An 18,664-nucleotide genomic window follows, 5' to 3' on the forward strand; every position below is an offset into this window, starting at 1 on the left:
GATTTTGGTCGCAAAGAGGCACACGTCTGCCACTTCACGTGACGACGTTGTTGCTTGCGACCTTGTAAGCCTCTCTGGACTTACCTTAAAGGTCCTTATTCATTTTCGTAAATATCCACGCTCTCGTAATCATCTGTCTCTTGCAGTTCGACGACGATGACTTCCGATTGCGAAGTCGGGATATTTTTCCCGATATAATCGGCTCGTATCGGCAGTTCCCGATGGCCTCGGTCGATCAGTACGGCTAATTGGATCTGTGCTGGACGTCCCGCGTCCATGATCGCATCCATCGCCGCTCTCACTGTTCTTCCTGTGTATAACACATCATCGATTAAAATGACGGTCTTATTCGTTAAATCCGTTCCAAGTTTCACTGGCTGCACCATCGGCTCTTGATTGTCTGATGCATGGGCCAGATCATCCCGGTACAATGTGATATCCACTTCCTCAAGCGGTACTGTCGCTTGTTCGATTCCTTCGATTTTCTGCTGCAGACGTTTCGCGATGGGAACACCTCTAGTCTGGATTCCGACAAGTACCAGATTTTCCGGTCCTTTATTGCGTTCCAGGATTTCATGTGCAATCCGTGTCAGTGCACGCCCGATTGCAGCTTGATCCAGCAGGGTCGCTTTTTTATTCATTCTTTTCCCACCTTTCCTTGAAGCTATGAAAAAAACCCCTTATCGCCATGAGGCAATAAGGGGCATGGATACACACACGTATCCCGTTCATCTCCGCTTCCTTATCAGCCTCTCTGGACTGTCTTAAAGGTTCTTATTTAACTTCATTCAGTATCGCATGTCAGTGTGTGACTGTCAAGCATTGAATTGAAGCTTGTCCAATTCTTCTTGGAAAACTTGCGGAACAGGCGCTTCGAAATGAAGCCATTCCCCTGTTATCGGGTGATGGAATCCAAGTACTGCGGCGTGTAGTGCTTGCCCGTCGATATCCAATGTTCTGCGCGGGCCATATTTTGGATCTCCGGCAAGCGGGTAGCCAATGTATTGCATATGCACGCGGATTTGATGCGTTCTGCCTGTCTCCAGCTTACATTCTACATATGTGAAATCTTCAAAACGCTCCAGCACTTCAAAATGCGTCACTGCAGGCTTGCCATTCTCAACGACCGCCATTTTTTGACGATCATTCGGGTCACGGCCGATCGGTGCTTCAATAGTTCCGAATTCATGGTCGATGACACCATGTACGATAGCCCGGTATTTCCGTTCAATATCGTGATCCTTCAACATATCCGTCAATTTCTGATGGGCTTTATCATGCTTAGCAACAACTAGCAAACCGCTTGTATCCTTATCGATACGGTGGACAATACCTGGACGCATCGTTCCATTGATACCGGAAAGATCTTTCAGATGGTAAAGCAGCGCATGTACCATCGTACCAGACTGATGTCCATTGGATGGATGTACAACCATCCCGCGCGGTTTGTTTACAACTGCAATATCAGCATCTTCATAGATGATTTCAAGCGGGATGTCCTCTGCTTCGATTTTCATTTCTTCAGGTTCAGGAATCGTCCAGGCGATTACATCTCCCTCTTGCACAGTATACTTATTTTTCACCTTGGTGCCGTTCACCGTAACCAGATCATCCTTGATCCAGCTTTGCGCCTGACTCCGGGAAACATCTTCCTGGATATCAGACAGCAGTTTATCGATGCGCAAACCCGCTTGCTCGGCTGCGACTGTATGTTCCAACTGACTCATGCTTCTTTTCTTCCTTTCTTTCTCTCATCGAGCAGCATCGCAATAATGATGAGGATGACACCTACAACCAGACAGGAATCCGCCACGTTGAAGATGGGATAATGATAGTCACCGAATCGTGTATCGACGAAATCGACGACTTCTTTTCGGAACAGCCGATCGATGAAGTTCCCGATTGCTCCCCCAAGAACGAGTGACAGACCAGTCCCCATCAATTTGCTTTCCTTGCTATATTTCACAATATAATAACTGACTATGACAATAACAATCGCTGTCACAAGATAAAAGAACCAAAAATGCCCCTCTAAAATGCCCCAGGCCGCTCCTCGATTACGGTGTGAAGATAGATACAGGAAGTTGTCGATGATCGAGATGGACTCTCCTTCCGTCATATTCTTCACTACTGCCAACTTTGTTAGCTGATCGATGATGATCAGAATGATCGCGATGACAAAATACATGGACTTCATTTCCTCCGTTCGATACAATCTATCTTGCATTTTACCATAGATAGGCTGAAAAAGATTGTATAGATAAAAAGAAAGCTCCGCTAAAAAGCGAAGCTTTCTCCCCATTATGCGTGATAATGTGCTTCTACGATCTCTGCACAGCGTGAACATAGTTCTGGATGTTTCTCATCCTGACCAACTGTTTCAGAAGCAACCCAGCAGCGTTCGCATCGTTCTGCCGGATGTTTCTCTACGCGGACGGCCACATGCTCATAATCTGCCGCTTCTGCATCTGTGTCCACTACATTGGCTTCGGATACGATAAGCAGTTGATGCAGATTATCGATACCTTGAAGCAGCTGTTTTGTTTCATCATCTTTGGCAACGATTGTCAATTTGGATTCAAGTGACTTACCAATTACCTTCTCACTGCGTGCAATTTCCAATGCTTTCAAGACATCATCACGGACTTTCATGAAATGATCCCATTTTGCAAGCAATGCATCCTGATCTGCAATTGCGATAGCTTCAGGGAAGTCTGTCAGCTGTACACTCTCTGCTTTTTCACCAGGGATATGGCTCCATGCTTCCTCTGTTGTATGCGCAAGGATCGGTGCAAGCATTTGCACAAGCGCTTTGACGATTTCATAATAAGCAGTTTGGATGCTGCGGCGAGCCGGATGATCAGCAGCTTCGATATAAAGGATATCTTTACCGAAATCAAGGTAAAACGCACTAAGCTCTACCGAACAGAAGCTTAGGATGGCAGAATATACATCCGCAAACTCGTATTTGTCATAGCTCATGCGTACGCGCTTGATCAAATCGGAAAGCTTCGCAAGCATGTAGCGATCAACTTCCACCATGTCAGCATGCGCTACGCTATCTTTAGCAGGATCGAAATCATGCAAATTAGCCAGCAGGAAGCGGAACGTATTCCGGATTTTACGGTAGCCTTCTGATGTTTGTTTGATGATTTCATCAGAGATGCGGACATCAGATTGATAGTCAACAGAAGCAACCCATAGACGAAGGATATCGGCACCGTACTGCTTCATGATCTTCGACGGTACGACGATGTTTCCTAGTGATTTACTCATCTTCTTGCCTTTTCCGTCCAATGCGAATCCGTGGCTTAGGACCGCTTTATACGGTGCTTTGCCTGTTACGGCAACAGCAGTCGTCAAGGAAGAGTTGAACCAGCCGCGGTATTGGTCGGAGCCTTCCAGATAAAGATCAGCTGGACGCTGCAATTCCGGACGATTCACTAATACACCTTGGTGGGAAGAACCAGAATCGAACCATACGTCCATGATATCTGTTTCCTTCGTGAAGATGCCGTTCGGGCTATGCTCGGAAGTGAACCCTTCCGGAAGCAAATCCTTCGCTTCTCTTTCGAACCAGACATTGGAGCCATGCTCGAGGAAGAGATCGGACACATGCTGGATCGTTTCCTCTGTGATGATCGTTTCGCCATTTTCGCCGTAGAATACCGGAATCGGAACACCCCACGCGCGCTGACGGGAAATACACCAGTCTTCGCGGTCACGGAACATGTTATAAAGACGTGTTTCGCCCCATTTCGGGAACCATTCCACTTCCTTGATCTGTTCGATGATCTGGTCACGGAAAGCTTTGATGGAAGCAAACCATTGAGCTGTTGCACGATAGATGACCGGTTTTTTCGTACGCCAGTCATGCGGATAAGAATGCGTGAAGAAATCGAGTTTCAATAAGGCACCTTTTTCTTCAAGCAATTCTGTGATATTTTTGTTTGCCTTATCATAGAATACACCTTCAAAACCAGGAGCTTCCTTCGTGAATACGCCTTTGTCATCCAATGGGCTGATGATCGGCAGTTTGTATTTCTGGCTGGCAAAGAAATCTTCTTCCCCGTGTCCAGGTGCTGTGTGTACACAGCCTGTACCGCTGTCTGTCGTTACATGTTCGCCAAGGATGATCAATGATTCACGGTCATAAAAAGGATGCTGTGTCGTTACGTATTCCGCTTCTTTTCCTTTGAACGTTTTCAAGACTTGCGGATCGTTCCATTCAAGCGTTTCTGTTACATTGTTCAGCAATTCCTCTGCAACGACATATTTCTCTGTACCGACTTTTGCTACTACATATGTCACTTCCGGGTGAAGGGAAATTGCAACGTTTGCTGGCAACGTCCAAGGAGTTGTCGTCCAGATGATGAATTTCTCATCACCTTCGAAGAGATTTTTACCATCTTTCACTTGGAATGCAACATAAATGGATGCAGAACGTTTATCTTGATACTCGATTTCCGCTTCTGCCAAAGCTGATTCAGAAGAAGGAGACCAGTATACCGGCTTCATTCCTTTGTAGATATAGCCGCGTTTCGCCATTTCACCGAAGACTTTGATTTGTGCTGCTTCATAATCCTTTGTCAACGTGATGTACGGGTTATCCCAGTCACCACGGACACCAAGCTGTTTGAACTGCGTGCGCTGGTTGTCGATTTGCTGCATCGCATATTCTGCACAAAGACGACGGAATTCCGCGACTGTCATTTTCTTACGGTCGACTTTTTTCTTCGTGAGCGCCTGCTCGATTGGCAGACCATGTGTATCCCAGCCTGGAACGTATGGTGCATGGAAGCCGGACATGGATTTATAACGGACGATGAAGTCCTTCAATACTTTATTCAGCGCATGCCCCATGTGCAGATCTCCATTGGCATATGGAGGTCCGTCATGTAAGACGAAAAGCGGACGTCCTTCCGTTCTTTCCTGCACTTTTTTGTAAATGTTTTCTTCTTCCCACTCCTGCTGCATTTTTGGTTCCTTGTTCGGCAGATTGCCGCGCATCGGGAATGCCGTTTCCGGCATCAGCAATGTATCTTTGTAATCCAATATTCTTCCTCCTTATCATGACCGAGCTTGGGGTAAAAAAAGAGCCTCTCATCATCCCCAAAAGGGACGAGAGAGACTCGCGGTACCACCCTTATAGACAGACTAGCATCATCTATCCACTCGAAATTCGTAACGTGAATGAGACGTCCATTTCTACTGCTTGCGGTTCGAATGGAAACTAGCGGGTGATGTTCGAAAGAAATACCGTACCAGGCTCCCACCTTCCCTGGCTCGCTTTAAAAGCGGTATGGACTTCCTACTGTCCCGATCACAGTCTTTATATCTTGGTCATATTGTTTGCTTATAATAGTAAAATTATATGTAAGTTTGCTAAAAACGTCAAGCGGACTTTATTCCGCCGTCTCTTCCTCAGGCTCATATGCTACCTCGGTCGCGAATAAACCATCCCAATCATCCGTTTCAATCATCTCAAGCTGTGCTTCCACAAGCATCTTCAAGCGAGTACGGAATACTTTCGCCTGCTTTTTGAGCTCCTCTACTTCCAAGGCAATCTGGCGTGACTTCGTGAGGGACTCGTTGATGATCCGGTCGGCATTCTTCTCTGCTTCTTTGATGATCAGCTTGGACTCTTTCATTGCGTTGCCCTTCACTTCTTCTGCAGTTTCCTGCGCTACAAGAATCGATTTGTTCAAAGTCGTCTCGATGTTATTGAAATGACCAAGACGTTCTTCCAGCTGCTGGACCCGTTCTTCCAAATCCTTCTTCTCGCGGATGATGATCTCGTAATCCTTGATCACCCTGTCGAGGAAGTCGTTTACATCATCTTCATCATAACCGCGGAATCCGCGGGCGAACTCTTTATTGTGGATATCCAAAGGTGTTAATGGCACGACGGCCACCTCCTGTTAAAAGATCTATAATAGCTGTTATTCGACAAAGATAGCATAAAACAGCCATTTCGGCTACTTTAATTTTTCCAGTGTGATACGCTGCTTGTCCTTCTTGGTTGTACCTTTCACTTGTGCAAGCTTCCCACGCCCTTTGCCGCGAAGGGAAATGAGGTCACCTTCAGCAAGCTGATAGCTGACGTCCTCGACAGTCCTGAAGTTGACTTTGACGAGACCTTTTTGAATGCGTTCGGCAGCCTGCTGCCTCGACATCCGGTAGAGCTCCTTCATGACGGCGTCCAATCTGAGCGAAGATACGGTAGCTTCCATGTTCACCCACTCCAGCTTTTCCGGACTGAATCTCGCAGGATCGACCGAATCCCATGATACCTTTGCCCGTTTAATCTCCAATAGATTCGCATGTATGTAGGCAGCGATGTCCGAAGTAGTGAAAAGCTGGATCACGCCATCCCTCACACTGATATCGCCCAGTTTTTTGCGATCGATGCCAAGGGAAAGGAATGAACCCATCACATCACGATGTTCAAGCGTGACGAATTTAGCGGGATAGGCAGCTTCGAGCAATTCGATGCTGAAATCCTCGGCTGTGATATTGTCATAAATCGGAGCGATGAGACCCCGCTTTCTTTCCGCATTTTCGGATCCGCCTGAAAAAGCCCACTGCAGTTCGGATTGGCCGCTTAGCAGCTGCTGGAAAATAAGCTGTTCCCGGGGATCCAAAAAGTCGGTAACCCGCGGCTGATACTGGCGTTCCACTTGTTCCATCCAGGAGAGGATCTGGTCGATGAAAGGACGCTCCTCTTCCCGGTAATGCTGATAGATACTCACGTTTGCGTTGTACACCTCATCAATAGAAAATCATTAAGTAAATCGTTCTTAATCCACTCTCCGCTAACCGCAGGACTAAGATTCCCACGATGGGAGAAATATCGATCATGCCTAGTGGCGGAATGAACCGCCTGAATACTTCAAGATAAGGTTCACAGATCCTTCCAAGGATTTCGCCAAATGCCGATTGTCTAGCTCCTGGGAACCAAGACATCAAAATATAGACGATCAATGCCAAAGAATAGACTGTGAAGGCTGTCTGAATTATACTCCAAAGCATCGGCTTCTACCACCTCTTATTATAATCATCTTGTTCCTCCAGCATATCGGATATACTGCCTGTCAGTTCTATATTGTCCGGGGCACACAGGAAGGTCTGGCTGCCCAGCTTCTGGATATCTCCATTAACCGCGTAGACGGTACCGCTCAGAAAATCAACGATCCGCTTCGCTTGGTGATGGTCAACCCGCTGTAAATTGAGCACCACTGCCCTTCTGTTCACAACATGATCAGCGATTTCCTGTGCTTCATTATAAGTCCTCGGCTCACAAAGAACGACTTTGGAAGATGATTGTACACTTTTCAAGCTCACGACGTTTTGATTCTGGTTCCGCCCGCTCTGACGGTACGGTTCGATTTCTTCTTGTTCTTCAGGCTGTTCCTCGACGTATTCATATTCCTCATCATCCACAGTAAAGAAATTTTTCATCTTATTCTTGAAACTCATGTTCTTCACCTCGCTTATTAATATGGACCTACAAGAGCAGAGCCTACTCTGACATGAGTCGCTCCTTCTTCTATTGCAATTTTGTAATCATTACTCATTCCCATGGATAACAATGCGCATGGTGCATGGGCCATATTTTGAGCCGCAACTTCATCACGCAGCTGTCTCAATCCACTGAAGACACTGCGGAGCACATCTTCATCCTGTGTATTGGGTGCCATTGTCATCAGGCCGACAACCTCAATTGCCGGATATGCTGCTAGTTCCTGGATGAAAGCGAGTGTTTCAGCTGGTGATACGCCGGATTTTGTTGCTTCTGCGCTTACATTGACCTGGACGAAGCACTTGATCTTCTTGGCTGCCCTTTTTTGTATTTCCTTTGCCAATGAAAGCCTGTCAAGTGCATGCAGATAATCCACTTGATTGATGACGTCTTTCACTTTCCTGGATTGCAGACTCCCGATGAAATGCCAAATGGCTTCATCCCCGATTGCCGCCTGCTTCTCCAGGAAACCCTCGATCCGGTTCTCGCCTAAATCGACAATACCAGCATCGACAGCTTCTTTTGTTCGTTCAATTGTAACATATTTCGTAACGGCAAGGAGGGTTATATCCTCGGTTTTTCGGCCGGATTTGGCCGCTGCCGAGCTGATATCCTCCCTGATCCGTTCCAGATTTTGTTGTACAGTATTCATACTTGCTCCTCTTTCATCCCGATAAAACCGATCATCCTGCCGGTTTTTCCTTGATCTTCACGATGCGAATAAAACGCTGGGGAATCGTATGTACAGTAGGGTGCTATCAGTATATTCCCATATTCGATACCTGCTTGCTGCAAATAAAGCCGGTTGAGTTCCTGCAAATCGAGCTGGTATCGCTCCTGAGCGTGTGACTTTAGCACCTTATTGTGGAACTGCACAGGTATCTGCTGCACGATGCGATCATCGACTTCGTACCGTTGTTTGGAAATACACGGTCCGATCATCGCTTGCAGATTACCCTTGTCAGCTCCTTGTGCACAAAGCGCTCGCACCATTTTCCCTGCCATATCGGCGACGGTTCCGCGCCAGCCAGCATGCGCCATTCCAATCCATCCGCTAGTAGCGTCGAAAAAATAAAGCGGCACGCAGTCAGCAAAAAATGCCGAAAGGAGTATTCCCTTTTCCTTGGTGATCAGACCATCCACTGCCGGCAGACTGTCAGCCAAATCCCTGCTGCCCCTGCCAGCTTCCTGTTTTGTGACGACTGCTATTTCCGTACCATGGACTTGTTCCCCCAAGACCCATTGATCCAATGGAAACTGAATCGCCTCTGCAAGCAGCTCACGGTTTTGGATGACATCCTTTGGTTCATCGCCGACATGCAGTCCCATATTCAAACTATCAAAAGGTGCTTTGCTGACACCGTTGTATTTTGTTGTTATCCCGCTGACGATGCTGTCAGGAGCTGACCATCCGCCAAGCTCCATATACAGCTTATCCAGACTGGAAGCTGTTTCCTTCATATGGTACCCACTCCTCTGATTGCTTTTATAGTACCATATTTCCGTCTGTTTCTGTACAAGATTACTTACTTGCTTCCTCCGTTACCGATGCTTGTTCCGGACTTTTGATCAAAATGACATCCGTCCCGATTGTAATGATCTGATTCCACGGGACGACCAACTCTTCTTCCTTGCCGAATAGCCCCATCATTCTCCCCCGCAGTGTCACGATAATCGCCGATATGTGGCCGTTATGTTCATTGATTTCCAAATCGGATACATTCCCTACCTTTTTGCCGTTTTCCATTAAAATTATATCTTTCATCTGCAATTCGGTTAGCGTCATGATTACTTAACCCCTTTGCTGCTTTTTTCTAGTCTATGCGGCCAAGCCCGACAATTAGCATTCAAACATAAAAAAAGACACCTGAGCCAGGTGTCTTTCATTCGAACATTTGCTTATTCATCTCTTCGATTGCAGCTTTCTCCAGCCGTGATACTTGTGCTTGCGATATACCGATTTCATCTGCAACTTCCATTTGGGTCTTTCCTTGGAAGAAGCGCTTATTCAGTATCATTTTCTCCCGCTCGTTCAAACGGTGCATGCCTTCTTTTATCGATAGGTTATCCAGCCAAGATGCATCGTTCTCCGATTCGCTGCGCAGCTGGTCCAATACAAAGATCGGATCGCCCCCGTCGTTATAAATCGGCTCGAATAAAGATACTGGATCCTGGATGGCATCCATGGCAAATGTGATGTCGGATGGTTGTACGCCGAGTTCAGCAGCAATCTCTGCTGTTGTCGGATCTTTCGATGTTTTTGCGATCAGCTGCTCCCTTACTTGCAAAGCTTTGTATGCCGTATCACGCAAGGAACGGGATACACGAATCGGATTATTGTCTCTTAAGTAGCGGCGGATTTCCCCAATGATCATCGGCACTGCGTATGTAGAAAAACGCACATTATGCTTCAAATCGAAATTATCAATGGATTTCATTAGTCCGATACAGCCTACTTGAAAAAGATCGTCGACATATTCCCCTCGGTTATTGAATCGCTGGATCACGCTGAGCACGAGGCGGAGATTCCCATTGACGAGTTCTTCCCGGGCTGAAATGTCGTCTTCTTGCTGCATGCGGATGAATAGCTTTTTCATTTCCTCATTTTTGAGTACTGGCAGTTTTGAAGTATCTACCCCACATATTTCAACTTTCTGTCTCGACATGTTCCTTGACCTCCCGATTGAAGATGCGATGCAAGCACAGTATCTCCCCTCGGGAATTTTTTTATGCAAAGACAAAAAGTGCCTGACATTGTCCGAGAAGGACAAATACAGGCACCAGTAAGGTTTATAGCATTTTATTAAATTCTTTTTGCAGTCTGCGGATGATTTTCTTTTCCAGACGGGAAATATAGGATTGGGAAATGCCAAGCATATCGGCAACATCCTTTTGGGTTTTCTCTTCTTGCCCGACAAGCCCGAAACGGAGTTCCATGATTTGCTTTTCCCTGTCATTCAGCTGTTCCAATGCTTTTTTTAACAAGTTTTTGTCTACATTTTTCTCGATATCCTTCGTGATGATATCATCATCAGTTCCCAAAACATCGGACAACAACAGCTCATTGCCGTCCCAATCAATATTCAGCGGTTCATCGAAGGATATCTCCGATTTCAGCTTGCTGTTCCTGCGCAGGTACATGAGAATCTCATTTTCGATACAGCGGGAAGCATACGTCGCCAGCTTGATTTTCTTTTCAGGATTGAAAGTGTTCACTGCCTTTATCAAACCAATTGTTCCGATACTGATCAAATCTTCAATGTTGATACCGGTATTTTCAAACTTCCTTGCTATATAGACGACCAATCGCAGATTCCGTTCGATCAGCATTGCCCTAGCCGATTTGTCGCCAGTTGGCAGGAGCTGAAGCAATTTGAACTCTTCTTCTTTTGACAAAGGTGGAGGTAAAGTCTCGCTGCCGCCAATGTAATAGATTTCTTTCCGCTTGATACCTAATTTGACAAGTATCTTATACCACCATATTTTCAGCTTCCATGCTCTTTTTCCCATGTTTTTCTCCCTTCTTCTTAGCCCGCTTGCGTGCTGGCATCATGTACAAGTGACGGATGGAGCAGACAGTGATACCGAAGATCCGTTGTCAGATTTCCGAATTGAATACCGATCCATACTCGATCTGTTTCGATTATCGTTTGATCCAATTCAATCAACATACTATCCGGCTTCAAAACAAGCATAAGTGCTCCTTCTCCATTAACACCTTGATACGGAACGACAGAAAATTCATAAGGCCAATCCTTCGGCAGCAGATCCAAATCCAAATTATTATTTGCTTGGGCCAACAGTTGCCAGTCTTCTTCCGTGAACCAGTTTCTCAAAAATTGATGATCACAGATTACGACTGGTCGCTTCGTCAATGGATCAGACAGGTGATTCCCACTGTCGATGAATCCGTCTGTTTTATGTGAAATGCCATTGATGCTCACTTGAACGGTGTGCAGCTGATCATATCGGAACTGCTCAAAGCGCTGCTTGTCCATTCTGCTTTTTGTAAAATACAATGCGATCGGGAACATGATGGCTACGAACAACCAGCTGACGTGATCACCATATCCTGTACTTACCGTCAAGAAGGAGGCAGGTGTAAATGCAGCTTGAGTCTGCAGCATATAATGAATGGCGAACAGGCTCCCTCCTGCTGCAAAGGTAACGAAATAAAAAAGCAGCAGCAGTTTCAAGAAGCGAGTGATCGACCGAAAGCCGAATGCTGTCCAGATGATGAGTACCGAAAAAAGTAATTTACCCACCGGATGGGTGAGATAGCTTTCTGGAAAGAAGACAGTCACCGGAACGATTAGCGATGCAACGATGGCGCCTGCAAAAATACGAAACTTAGGTACTTGTATTTTGGCAATCACAAGCGTACAAAGCAGCAGCAGCCAGTCCAAAAACAAGTTGAGTGTCCAGACGGCATCCAGATAGATTGTCACGTCAGCTCTTCCTTTCTCCTTTAATAGATGAAGCTAGTATAACGGAGTGCTGATTCAAATACTGTCAGTTTATGCATGCTAAGCCGCACTATTTTTATGTATTTTCCGCCTAATTTGTCTAACATTTTTCAGCATAAAAAAAAGGATAGCATCATAGGATGCTATCCTTTAAGAATTATTTTCTGCGGTTGCGATTACGAAGGAATGTCGGGATATCCAACGTATCTTCTTCCTGCTTGCGCGGCTGTGGAGATGGTGTTTCCCGGCGCAATTCCTCACGCTCTCTTCTTCTTTCCGTTTGTGCAGGCTGCTGCGTACTTTGTGTTTCTTTCTGGGCCGGTCGTGCTTTCGGACGCGGTGCATTCATCGCTTGTTGAATCTGCGCTTCATCGAAACCTGTCGCAATGACAGTCACAACGATTTCGTCTTTCAAATCTTCATTGATAACTGAACCGAAGATCACGTTCACTTCCTGGTCGGCTGCACTCGTTACGATGTCGGCAGCTTCCTGTACCTCATACAGGCTCAAGTTCGCACCACCTGAAATATTCATCAAGACACCATGCGCCCCATCGATCGATGTTTCAAGCAATGGAGAGCTGATGGCTTTCTTGGCTGCTTCGGTTGCTCGGTTCTCGCCCGTTGCAATACCGATACCCATAAGGGCAGACCCTTTATCAGCCATGATTGTCTTCACGTCGGCAAAGTCGACATTGATCAGACCAGGTACGGCAATCAATTCGGAAATGCCTTGTACACCTTGACGAAGGACATTATCCGCTTCACGGAAAGCTTCAAGCATCGGTGTATTTTTATCGACGATTTCAAGCAAGCGGTCATTCGGGATGACGATTAGTGTATCGACGCTGCCTTTGAGCGCGTCTGTACCTGCTAATGCCTGAGTCTGACGCTTTCGCCCTTCGAACGAGAAAGGCCGTGTCACAATTCCGACTGTCAGAGCACCAAGCTCCTTGGCCACTTGTGCGATAACTGGAGCAGCACCTGTACCGGTTCCGCCTCCCATACCTGCTGTGACAAATACCATATCGGCACCTTGCAGCGCTTCCTGGATCTGTTCTTTGCTTTCCTCAGCGGCTTTGCGACCCACTTCTGGATTGGCACCTGCACCAAGTCCGCGTGTCAATTTTGCACCAATTTGCATCTTGACATCCGCTTTTGATAGATTTAATGCTTGTGAATCGGTGTTCACCGCAATGAATTCGACGCCTTGGACGCCATGTTCGATCATCCGGTTGACGGCGTTGCTTCCGCCCCCGCCGACGCCGATGACTTTTATCGTCGCTAATGTTTCCATATTTGTGTCAAACTCTAACATCTTAACGTCCTCCTATTTACAAACCGTCTCCCTTAAAATCCCTAGTTGACGTGTCTGTCTTAATCGAAAAAGTACTTGAACAGGTTGGCAATACCTGATTCCTTCTTTTTTTCTTCGCCTTTTTTCTTTTCTGATTTAGCAGGTTTCGCCGGTCTTCTATCCGGTTCATCGAATTCTCCCTCTGTTACAGCAGAGAAGATTTCCTTACCTTGTATTCTCGCATTCCGATAGGCAAATTGCAAGATTCCGACGGCGCTGGTGAACTGCGGTTCCCTGACTCCAAGATAATCTGGGATCGCAAGTCTCACATTCGCTTGGAAACAATCCTGCGCGAGCTCCAGCATACCAGGCATCATGGATGCCCCGCCAGTCAAGACGTATCCCCCAGGAAGTTCAGGGAAGCCCATACGCTTGATCTCACTGTCTGCGTATGCAAAGATTTCCTCTACACGAGCTTCTACAATGTCAGCGACATCCAGCTGGGAAAAAGTCTGCTTTTTATTGCTCCCAATGATGGAAGCTTCGAATGTTTCTTCCTCTCTCGCATCATCATAAAAGGCATGTCCATACCCAATCTTGATTTCTTCTGCTTGTTCCGAGGAAGTCTTTAGTCCAATCGATATATCCTTGCTGATATTGTCACCGCCAAGCGGGACGACACTCGTCGCCATCAACTGGCCATCACCAAACACAGAGACAGTCGTATTGCCTCCACCAATGTCGATCAAGCCTACACCAAGGTTCTTTTCATCTTCCGAAAGTGCGACAGCCCCTGCAGCCAAAGGCTGCAGACATATATCCATCACTTCTAGGTTGGCTCTCTCGACGCATTTCAATAGATTATGTAAGACTGTACGGGAACACGTAATGATGGTTCCTTCCATTTCTAATCGTACACCGATCATGCCGCGCGGGTCGTTGATTCCATCCAGGCCATCCACAATGAATTGCTTCGGAATGACATCGACGATTTCCCTCTCAGGCGGAATGGATACTACTTGTGCTGCATCGATGACACGTGCAACATCTTCATCGTCTATTTCCCTTGTTTCACTGGAAACAGCAACTACCCCATGACAGGATTGCAGCTGAATTTGATTGCCATTCACACCGACGACCACGCGCTCGATTTGCATGCCCACCATCCGCTCGGCTTGCTCGACAGCATTCCGGATTGATTGGACGGTCTGATCGATATCAACGATGGCGCCTTTTTTCAAACCATTTGATTTTGCCGTACCGACACCGATTATGTTAAGGGAGTCTTGGAAAACTTCCCCGATAATCACTTTAATTTTTGATGTTCCTACATCTAAGCTGACTAAAATTTCACTGTTGTTCACGTAAGGCACCTCCTAATCCTAGAGACATGTCGCCCAGCATTGTTTTTTTACATTTTCATTTTCATTAACTATTCTTATGCAGACACGCATAATTATAACAAATTTCACGGGGGAATTTGCCGAAAAAGCGACATTCTTACAGAAATTAGCCGAATATACACTTATCCGATTCGACTATACCGCATATAGCTCGTTTATTCTACATAAATTGATAAAATGCCGTGATTTTCTGCTTATTGTCCTTCTTCTGACTCTTTGTCTTCTTCTTTCTTTTCGGAAGGCTCGAAATAAGTGCCGACTCCCATGTGGAGTATACCATCGACTTCTGGATCAAGCTGTGCTGCAATGCTTGGATAGGCCTCCATGTTTGTGGCAAATGTACGGATCGTTCCTTGGACTTCCATTCCGTCATTCATGAATAACTGGATGACGTATGGATTGTCTTCGGTAGGCTTATAGTGTATCTCTGAAATGAGTCTCGTAATCGACGCAGGCAGCTGGTCAAGTTCCTCCGCCATTTCATCCAGATATTTATCATCCGAAAAACCATAGAGTATCGGGGCATCGGACTTTGGCTGGTCCCATTTCTTTTCTGAAATACTTCCATTCGTAAGCAGCGCACGATAACTGCCGTCCAGCTGCAGATAACCTACTCTCCCGAGCTCTGACACTTTGATCGTAACAGTGGCAGGAAAACCTCTGCTTATAGACACTTTCTCGACTTCCTCATTCTCTTCTATCCGCTTGATTGCTTCATCCTTGTCAATCCGCCACATATTATCCGAAGTCGTCAAGCCGCTGCTTTGGATAATCGTCTCTTTCGGAAGAAAATCATTTCCTTTTACTTCCAAACGATGAATGTTGCTAAGCGGTGATTGCAAGTAGACAATGATGGAGATAAGTACAAAGAAGATAGACAAGTAGAATATCAGCCGCCTATTCGCCTTCTTTTTCCTTGCTTGTTTTAATTTCGGAATACGGTCCTCGATGGAAACAATTTTCTTTTTTTCGCTCATTTCCTCTTCTTCCTATGCTGTACAGTCAAAAACTGCTTGTATTGTAATTATAAAATTATAACACATTCGTATAATGGAAAAAGTCTGTAACCCAACAATTTGTAAACAAATCTCCTTCAAAAAAGGTGTCTTTACCTAATTACATAAAAAGTTGCCAATCTCCTTCTTCAATGGTCAAGAAATAAAACTTCATCCATCTACTATCGTTTGATTCTGTTTCTATCAATTATGATTTTCTCTTCTGCCTTTCTCCCCTATTCTATCATGACATTCGTTTCTGCGAGCTCCGTTTTGTCGGTCAAACCTTGTTTTTTTCTCGTGGTAAATATAGCCACAGCTACTATTGAGCCGCGCTCTTTCATCGCGTATATGCCTGAACATGACAAATTTCAACAAAAAAGAAACCTCGAATCAGGAGGTTTCTTCCCACAAATCATCCGATAATCCTACAATCTGCTTTGCCAGAATGTCACGGGCTAAATTGTTAGAAGGTCCCATTACAATACCCGCTCTGGCATCACGGTAAAACCTTTCGAGCTTACCAATTTTATAACCGTAACCACCAGTGATGTCCATTGCGATTTGTGCAATCTCATTCACCGTTTCCGAAGCATGAATCTTGAATGACAGTAAATCCTGCTGAGTGGCAGGATGAAGCTTATCCAAACCGCGATTGAGCTGCTGATCAATTTCATCACGAAGCTGATTCAGCCAAGCAGTAAGGCCTTTATGTTGAATCACGGCTTTGGCAAGCAGAGCACGAATTACCTGGTAATCCCCCAAGCTTTTACCGATATCCCGGTGATGATTACGCCTGCAGTACGTTGTGATTTCTTTCACTATTCCTCCAGCCAGTCCTGTCCAAACAGAACCCAACCCGAGCAAATAAGCAATACTCCCTTCTACAATGGACCTGCCAGCCCCTTCGCCCCCGAGCAAACTTTCCTCCGGCACCTGCACGCTTTGCAATGTCAGTGACGAGCTATGATTTCCTTTTACACCGAGGGCATCCCAGCTTCCCCAGCTTAAACCCGGATCGGATCCTTCAATGATGAAGTAACTCAAATCATCAGCTGATACTTTATCTGGAGTCCCGGTTTGGATAATATAAAAATCAGCATAACCACTGCTTGTCGTAAACGATTTTTCCAGATTCAGCTCATATCCATTTGGTGTTCGTTTCGCTTGGCTTGTATTAATCCAGTACCTGCCACCGGAGGCCCTTTCGCTTGTGGAGGTTGTGCCAAACCAGCCATCTTGCACAGGTTTCAGCCACTTCTCGTGCTGTTCCTCTGTGCCGAATCGGTAAATGGCATCGGCTGCTTCTACGTGCATGGTGTACACAAGACCAGTGGATGGACAATGTGCCGCAATTTTTTCCACTATAACGGAAAATGCTTTGTAGCCTGCAGCAAGCCCCCCAAGTTCTTCCGGCAGTAAAATACCATTCAGCCCTTTCTCTGCAAGCGCCTGCATATTCGCTTTCGGAAAAATACGCTCCCTATCGGTTTGATCTGCAGAAGGAGCAATTGTTTGTTCCATTACTTCATCAATCAGGGAATGGATGGACGCTAGTTTTGTTTCCTGTTTATTATCCATGCCGTTACACCGTTTGCTTTCCTTGTTCCTGAACTACTTTCGCTAGCTGTCGTGCTGGGTGGTGTTCGGGTAGCCTGCTGCTTCCGCTTAAATTCTCACGCAGCGTATTACCTTCATAGTTCTTTCTGATTCTGCCCCGTTCCTGTAAAATCGGTACTACTTGATCAGCTAGATCTATAAATGTTCCAGGAGTCACTGCGTAGGCTATATTGAACCCATCTACGCCGGTTTGTTCCACCCAGTCCTCCATTGCATCCGCAACTTGTTCCGGTGTTCCGGCAACTACCGGACCCATTCCGCCAACACCAACGAATTCGGCCACTTCACGGACAGTCCATTTTTTATTCGGATCAATTTTCGTGAATATCTCCACTGCCGAGTGAATCGCTTCATTTTCGACAAAACGAAGCTCCTCGTCCGGATCATATGCAGAAAAATCGATGCCGGTCCAGCCTCCGAGCAATACAAGGCCCCCTTCATAGCTTGCATGCCTTCGATAATCAGCCAGTTTCTCCTGTGCTGCTTCCTCTGTCTTTGCTACAATCGGTGTAAAGAGGCTCATCACTTTTATTTCCTCTGGATCACGCCCTTGACGTTTCGTCTCTTCGCGAAGTTTATCAACATAGCTCTTTGTCACGGTGATCGTTGGCGTACTGATAAAGACACATTCCGCATGCTTAGCTGCAAATGCCCGTCCTTTCGTTGATGAACCCGCTTGGAATAACACCGGCGTCCGCTGCGGCGATGGCTCAGACAAATGGGCTCCAGGCACACTGTAATACGTACCCTCGTGATGAATATCATGTACCTTATCAGGATCAGTGTACACTTTTCGTTCCGTATCACGAACGACGGCATCCTCTTCCCAGCTGCCTTCCCATAGCTTATAGCATACCTCCACGTATTCTTCTGCAATGTTATAGCGCTCATCATGCTTGATTTGCGTATCCAAACCTAGATTTTTGGCTGCACTTTCCAAATAGGAGGTGACAATATTCCAGCCGACCCGGCCTTTTGTTAAATGGTCCAGTGTGGATACCCGGCGTGCAAAGCTGTACGGATGCTCATAGGTGACAGATGCCGTGATGCCAAACCCTAAATGCTTTGTGACTTGCGCCATCGCCGGTACGACAAGCAGCGGGTCATTGACCGGCACCTGGGCTGCCTGACGGACTGCTCCATCACGTGAGTTATGATAGACATCGTATGTGCCCAGTACATCAGCCAAAAATAATGCATCAAACTGACCGCGTTCCAATATTTGGGCCAGTTCCGTCCAATAATCCAAGTCCTTATAGCGATGGGCCTGATCCTCAGGGTGTGTCCACAGCCCAGGTGATTGGTGCCCAACGCAATTCATATCAAATGCATTCAAGTAGATCCGTTTGTTTGTCATTTGG

The 18,664-nt window shown here is 46.1% G+C and carries 19 protein-coding genes and 1 other annotated feature; all 19 genes read right to left on the reverse strand.

Going from position 1 to position 18,664, the window contains the following annotated elements; genetic code table 11:
- Positions 1–95: 95 nt before the first annotated feature.
- The gene (gene pyrR, locus BLQ53_RS07485; RefSeq protein WP_093726673.1) at positions 96–641 is read right to left on the reverse strand and encodes a bifunctional pyr operon transcriptional regulator/uracil phosphoribosyltransferase PyrR; all 546 of its coding nucleotides are present in this window, start codon (positions 639–641) and stop codon (positions 96–98) included.
- A gap of 174 nt (positions 642–815) precedes the next feature.
- The gene (locus BLQ53_RS07490) at positions 816–1,727 is read right to left on the reverse strand and encodes an RluA family pseudouridine synthase (RefSeq protein WP_093726674.1); all 912 of its coding nucleotides are present in this window, start codon (positions 1,725–1,727) and stop codon (positions 816–818) included.
- The gene (lspA, locus tag BLQ53_RS07495) at positions 1,724–2,188 is read right to left on the reverse strand and encodes a signal peptidase II (protein ID WP_244499282.1); all 465 of its coding nucleotides are present in this window, start codon (positions 2,186–2,188) and stop codon (positions 1,724–1,726) included. Before lspA ends, BLQ53_RS07490 begins: the two co-directional genes overlap by 4 nt.
- Before the next feature lie 113 nt (positions 2,189–2,301).
- Positions 2,302–5,055 carry an isoleucine--tRNA ligase gene (gene ileS, locus BLQ53_RS07500; RefSeq protein WP_093726675.1) on the reverse strand — a complete coding sequence of 918 codons (2,754 nt, stop codon included), beginning with the start codon at positions 5,053–5,055 and terminating at the stop codon, positions 2,302–2,304.
- A gap of 59 nt (positions 5,056–5,114) precedes the next feature.
- Positions 5,115–5,336, reverse strand: a binding site (T-box leader).
- Positions 5,337–5,405: 69 nt separating this feature from the next.
- Complete coding sequence (locus BLQ53_RS07505) at positions 5,406–5,906, reverse strand: DivIVA domain-containing protein (protein WP_093726676.1); 501 nt, start codon at positions 5,904–5,906, stop codon at positions 5,406–5,408.
- 72 nt (positions 5,907–5,978) lie between these two features.
- Positions 5,979–6,752, reverse strand: a complete 774-nt coding sequence (locus tag BLQ53_RS07510) for a YlmH family RNA-binding protein (protein ID WP_093726677.1) — start codon at positions 6,750–6,752, stop codon at positions 5,979–5,981.
- 19 nt (positions 6,753–6,771) lie between these two features.
- Positions 6,772–7,032 (reverse strand): YggT family protein, encoded by a 261-nt coding sequence (locus BLQ53_RS07515; protein ID WP_093726678.1) that lies wholly within the window; start codon positions 7,030–7,032, stop codon positions 6,772–6,774.
- A gap of 6 nt (positions 7,033–7,038) precedes the next feature.
- Positions 7,039–7,479, reverse strand: a complete 441-nt coding sequence (locus tag BLQ53_RS07520) for a cell division protein SepF (RefSeq protein ID WP_093726679.1) — start codon at positions 7,477–7,479, stop codon at positions 7,039–7,041.
- Positions 7,480–7,496: 17 nt separating this feature from the next.
- The gene (locus tag BLQ53_RS07525; protein ID WP_093726680.1) at positions 7,497–8,174 is read right to left on the reverse strand and encodes a YggS family pyridoxal phosphate-dependent enzyme; all 678 of its coding nucleotides are present in this window, start codon (positions 8,172–8,174) and stop codon (positions 7,497–7,499) included.
- On the reverse strand, positions 8,171–8,983 hold the full coding sequence (gene pgeF, locus BLQ53_RS07530) for a peptidoglycan editing factor PgeF (RefSeq protein WP_244499283.1): 813 nt from the start codon (positions 8,981–8,983) through the stop codon (positions 8,171–8,173). The genes BLQ53_RS07525 and pgeF overlap by 4 nt, the downstream gene beginning before the upstream one ends.
- Positions 8,984–9,044: 61 nt before the next feature.
- Positions 9,045–9,308, reverse strand: a complete 264-nt coding sequence (locus BLQ53_RS07535) for a YlmC/YmxH family sporulation protein (protein ID WP_093726681.1) — start codon at positions 9,306–9,308, stop codon at positions 9,045–9,047.
- Positions 9,309–9,405: 97 nt separating this feature from the next.
- The gene (gene sigG / locus BLQ53_RS07540; RefSeq protein ID WP_093726682.1) at positions 9,406–10,188 is read right to left on the reverse strand and encodes an RNA polymerase sporulation sigma factor SigG; all 783 of its coding nucleotides are present in this window, start codon (positions 10,186–10,188) and stop codon (positions 9,406–9,408) included.
- A 124-nt stretch (positions 10,189–10,312) separates the two neighbouring features.
- Positions 10,313–11,032, reverse strand: a complete 720-nt coding sequence (sigE, locus tag BLQ53_RS07545; RefSeq protein WP_093726683.1) for an RNA polymerase sporulation sigma factor SigE — start codon at positions 11,030–11,032, stop codon at positions 10,313–10,315.
- A gap of 17 nt (positions 11,033–11,049) precedes the next feature.
- Positions 11,050–11,970: a sigma-E processing peptidase SpoIIGA gene (spoIIGA, locus tag BLQ53_RS07550; protein WP_093726684.1), complete on the reverse strand. Its 921-nt coding sequence runs from the start codon at positions 11,968–11,970 to the stop codon at positions 11,050–11,052.
- A 175-nt stretch (positions 11,971–12,145) separates the two neighbouring features.
- Positions 12,146–13,306: a cell division protein FtsZ gene (ftsZ, locus tag BLQ53_RS07555; protein WP_093726685.1), complete on the reverse strand. Its 1,161-nt coding sequence runs from the start codon at positions 13,304–13,306 to the stop codon at positions 12,146–12,148.
- Positions 13,307–13,365: 59 nt separating this feature from the next.
- Entirely contained in the window at positions 13,366–14,649 is a 1,284-nt protein-coding gene (gene ftsA / locus BLQ53_RS07560) for a cell division protein FtsA (protein WP_093726686.1), read from the reverse strand.
- A gap of 233 nt (positions 14,650–14,882) precedes the next feature.
- Complete coding sequence (locus BLQ53_RS07565) at positions 14,883–15,665, reverse strand: cell division protein FtsQ/DivIB (RefSeq protein WP_093726687.1); 783 nt, start codon at positions 15,663–15,665, stop codon at positions 14,883–14,885.
- A 411-nt stretch (positions 15,666–16,076) separates the two neighbouring features.
- Positions 16,077–17,264: an acyl-CoA dehydrogenase family protein gene (locus tag BLQ53_RS07570; RefSeq protein ID WP_093726688.1), complete on the reverse strand. Its 1,188-nt coding sequence runs from the start codon at positions 17,262–17,264 to the stop codon at positions 16,077–16,079.
- Positions 17,265–17,268: 4 nt separating this feature from the next.
- Entirely contained in the window at positions 17,269–18,660 is a 1,392-nt protein-coding gene (locus BLQ53_RS07575; protein ID WP_093726689.1) for an LLM class flavin-dependent oxidoreductase, read from the reverse strand.
- Between the last annotated feature and the right edge of the window lie 4 nt (positions 18,661–18,664).

Source organism: Terribacillus halophilus, assembly GCF_900101385.1.
In the GTDB taxonomy this organism is placed as follows: Bacteria; Bacillota; Bacilli; order Bacillales; family Amphibacillaceae; genus Terribacillus; species Terribacillus halophilus.

Excerpts from the sequence above, each read along its gene's own strand:
- BLQ53_RS07570 (WP_093726688.1), bottom strand. The coding sequence starts at position 17,264 with ATGGATAATAAACAGGAAACAAAACTAGCGTCCATCCATTCCCTGATT.
- BLQ53_RS07535 (WP_093726681.1), bottom strand. The coding sequence starts at position 9,308 with ATGACGCTAACCGAATTGCAGATGAAAGATATAATTTTAATGGAAAAC.
- sigE (WP_093726683.1), bottom strand. The coding sequence starts at position 11,032 with ATGGGAAAAAGAGCATGGAAGCTGAAAATATGGTGGTATAAGATACTT.
- BLQ53_RS07490 (WP_093726674.1), bottom strand. The coding sequence starts at position 1,727 with ATGAGTCAGTTGGAACATACAGTCGCAGCCGAGCAAGCGGGTTTGCGC.
- sigG (WP_093726682.1), bottom strand. The coding sequence starts at position 10,188 with ATGTCGAGACAGAAAGTTGAAATATGTGGGGTAGATACTTCAAAACTG.
- ftsZ (WP_093726685.1), bottom strand. The coding sequence starts at position 13,306 with ATGTTAGAGTTTGACACAAATATGGAAACATTAGCGACGATAAAAGTC.
- BLQ53_RS07520 (WP_093726679.1), bottom strand. The coding sequence starts at position 7,479 with ATGAGTTTCAAGAATAAGATGAAAAATTTCTTTACTGTGGATGATGAG.
- lspA (WP_244499282.1), bottom strand. The coding sequence starts at position 2,188 with ATGTATTTTGTCATCGCGATCATTCTGATCATCATCGATCAGCTAACA.
- BLQ53_RS07565 (WP_093726687.1), bottom strand. The coding sequence starts at position 15,665 with ATGAGCGAAAAAAAGAAAATTGTTTCCATCGAGGACCGTATTCCGAAA.
- BLQ53_RS07515 (WP_093726678.1), bottom strand. The coding sequence starts at position 7,032 with ATGCTTTGGAGTATAATTCAGACAGCCTTCACAGTCTATTCTTTGGCA.
- pyrR (WP_093726673.1), bottom strand. The coding sequence starts at position 641 with ATGAATAAAAAAGCGACCCTGCTGGATCAAGCTGCAATCGGGCGTGCA.
- pgeF (WP_244499283.1), bottom strand. The coding sequence starts at position 8,983 with ATGAAGGAAACAGCTTCCAGTCTGGATAAGCTGTATATGGAGCTTGGC.
- BLQ53_RS07575 (WP_093726689.1), bottom strand. The coding sequence starts at position 18,660 with ATGACAAACAAACGGATCTACTTGAATGCATTTGATATGAATTGCGTT.
- BLQ53_RS07525 (WP_093726680.1), bottom strand. The coding sequence starts at position 8,174 with ATGAATACTGTACAACAAAATCTGGAACGGATCAGGGAGGATATCAGC.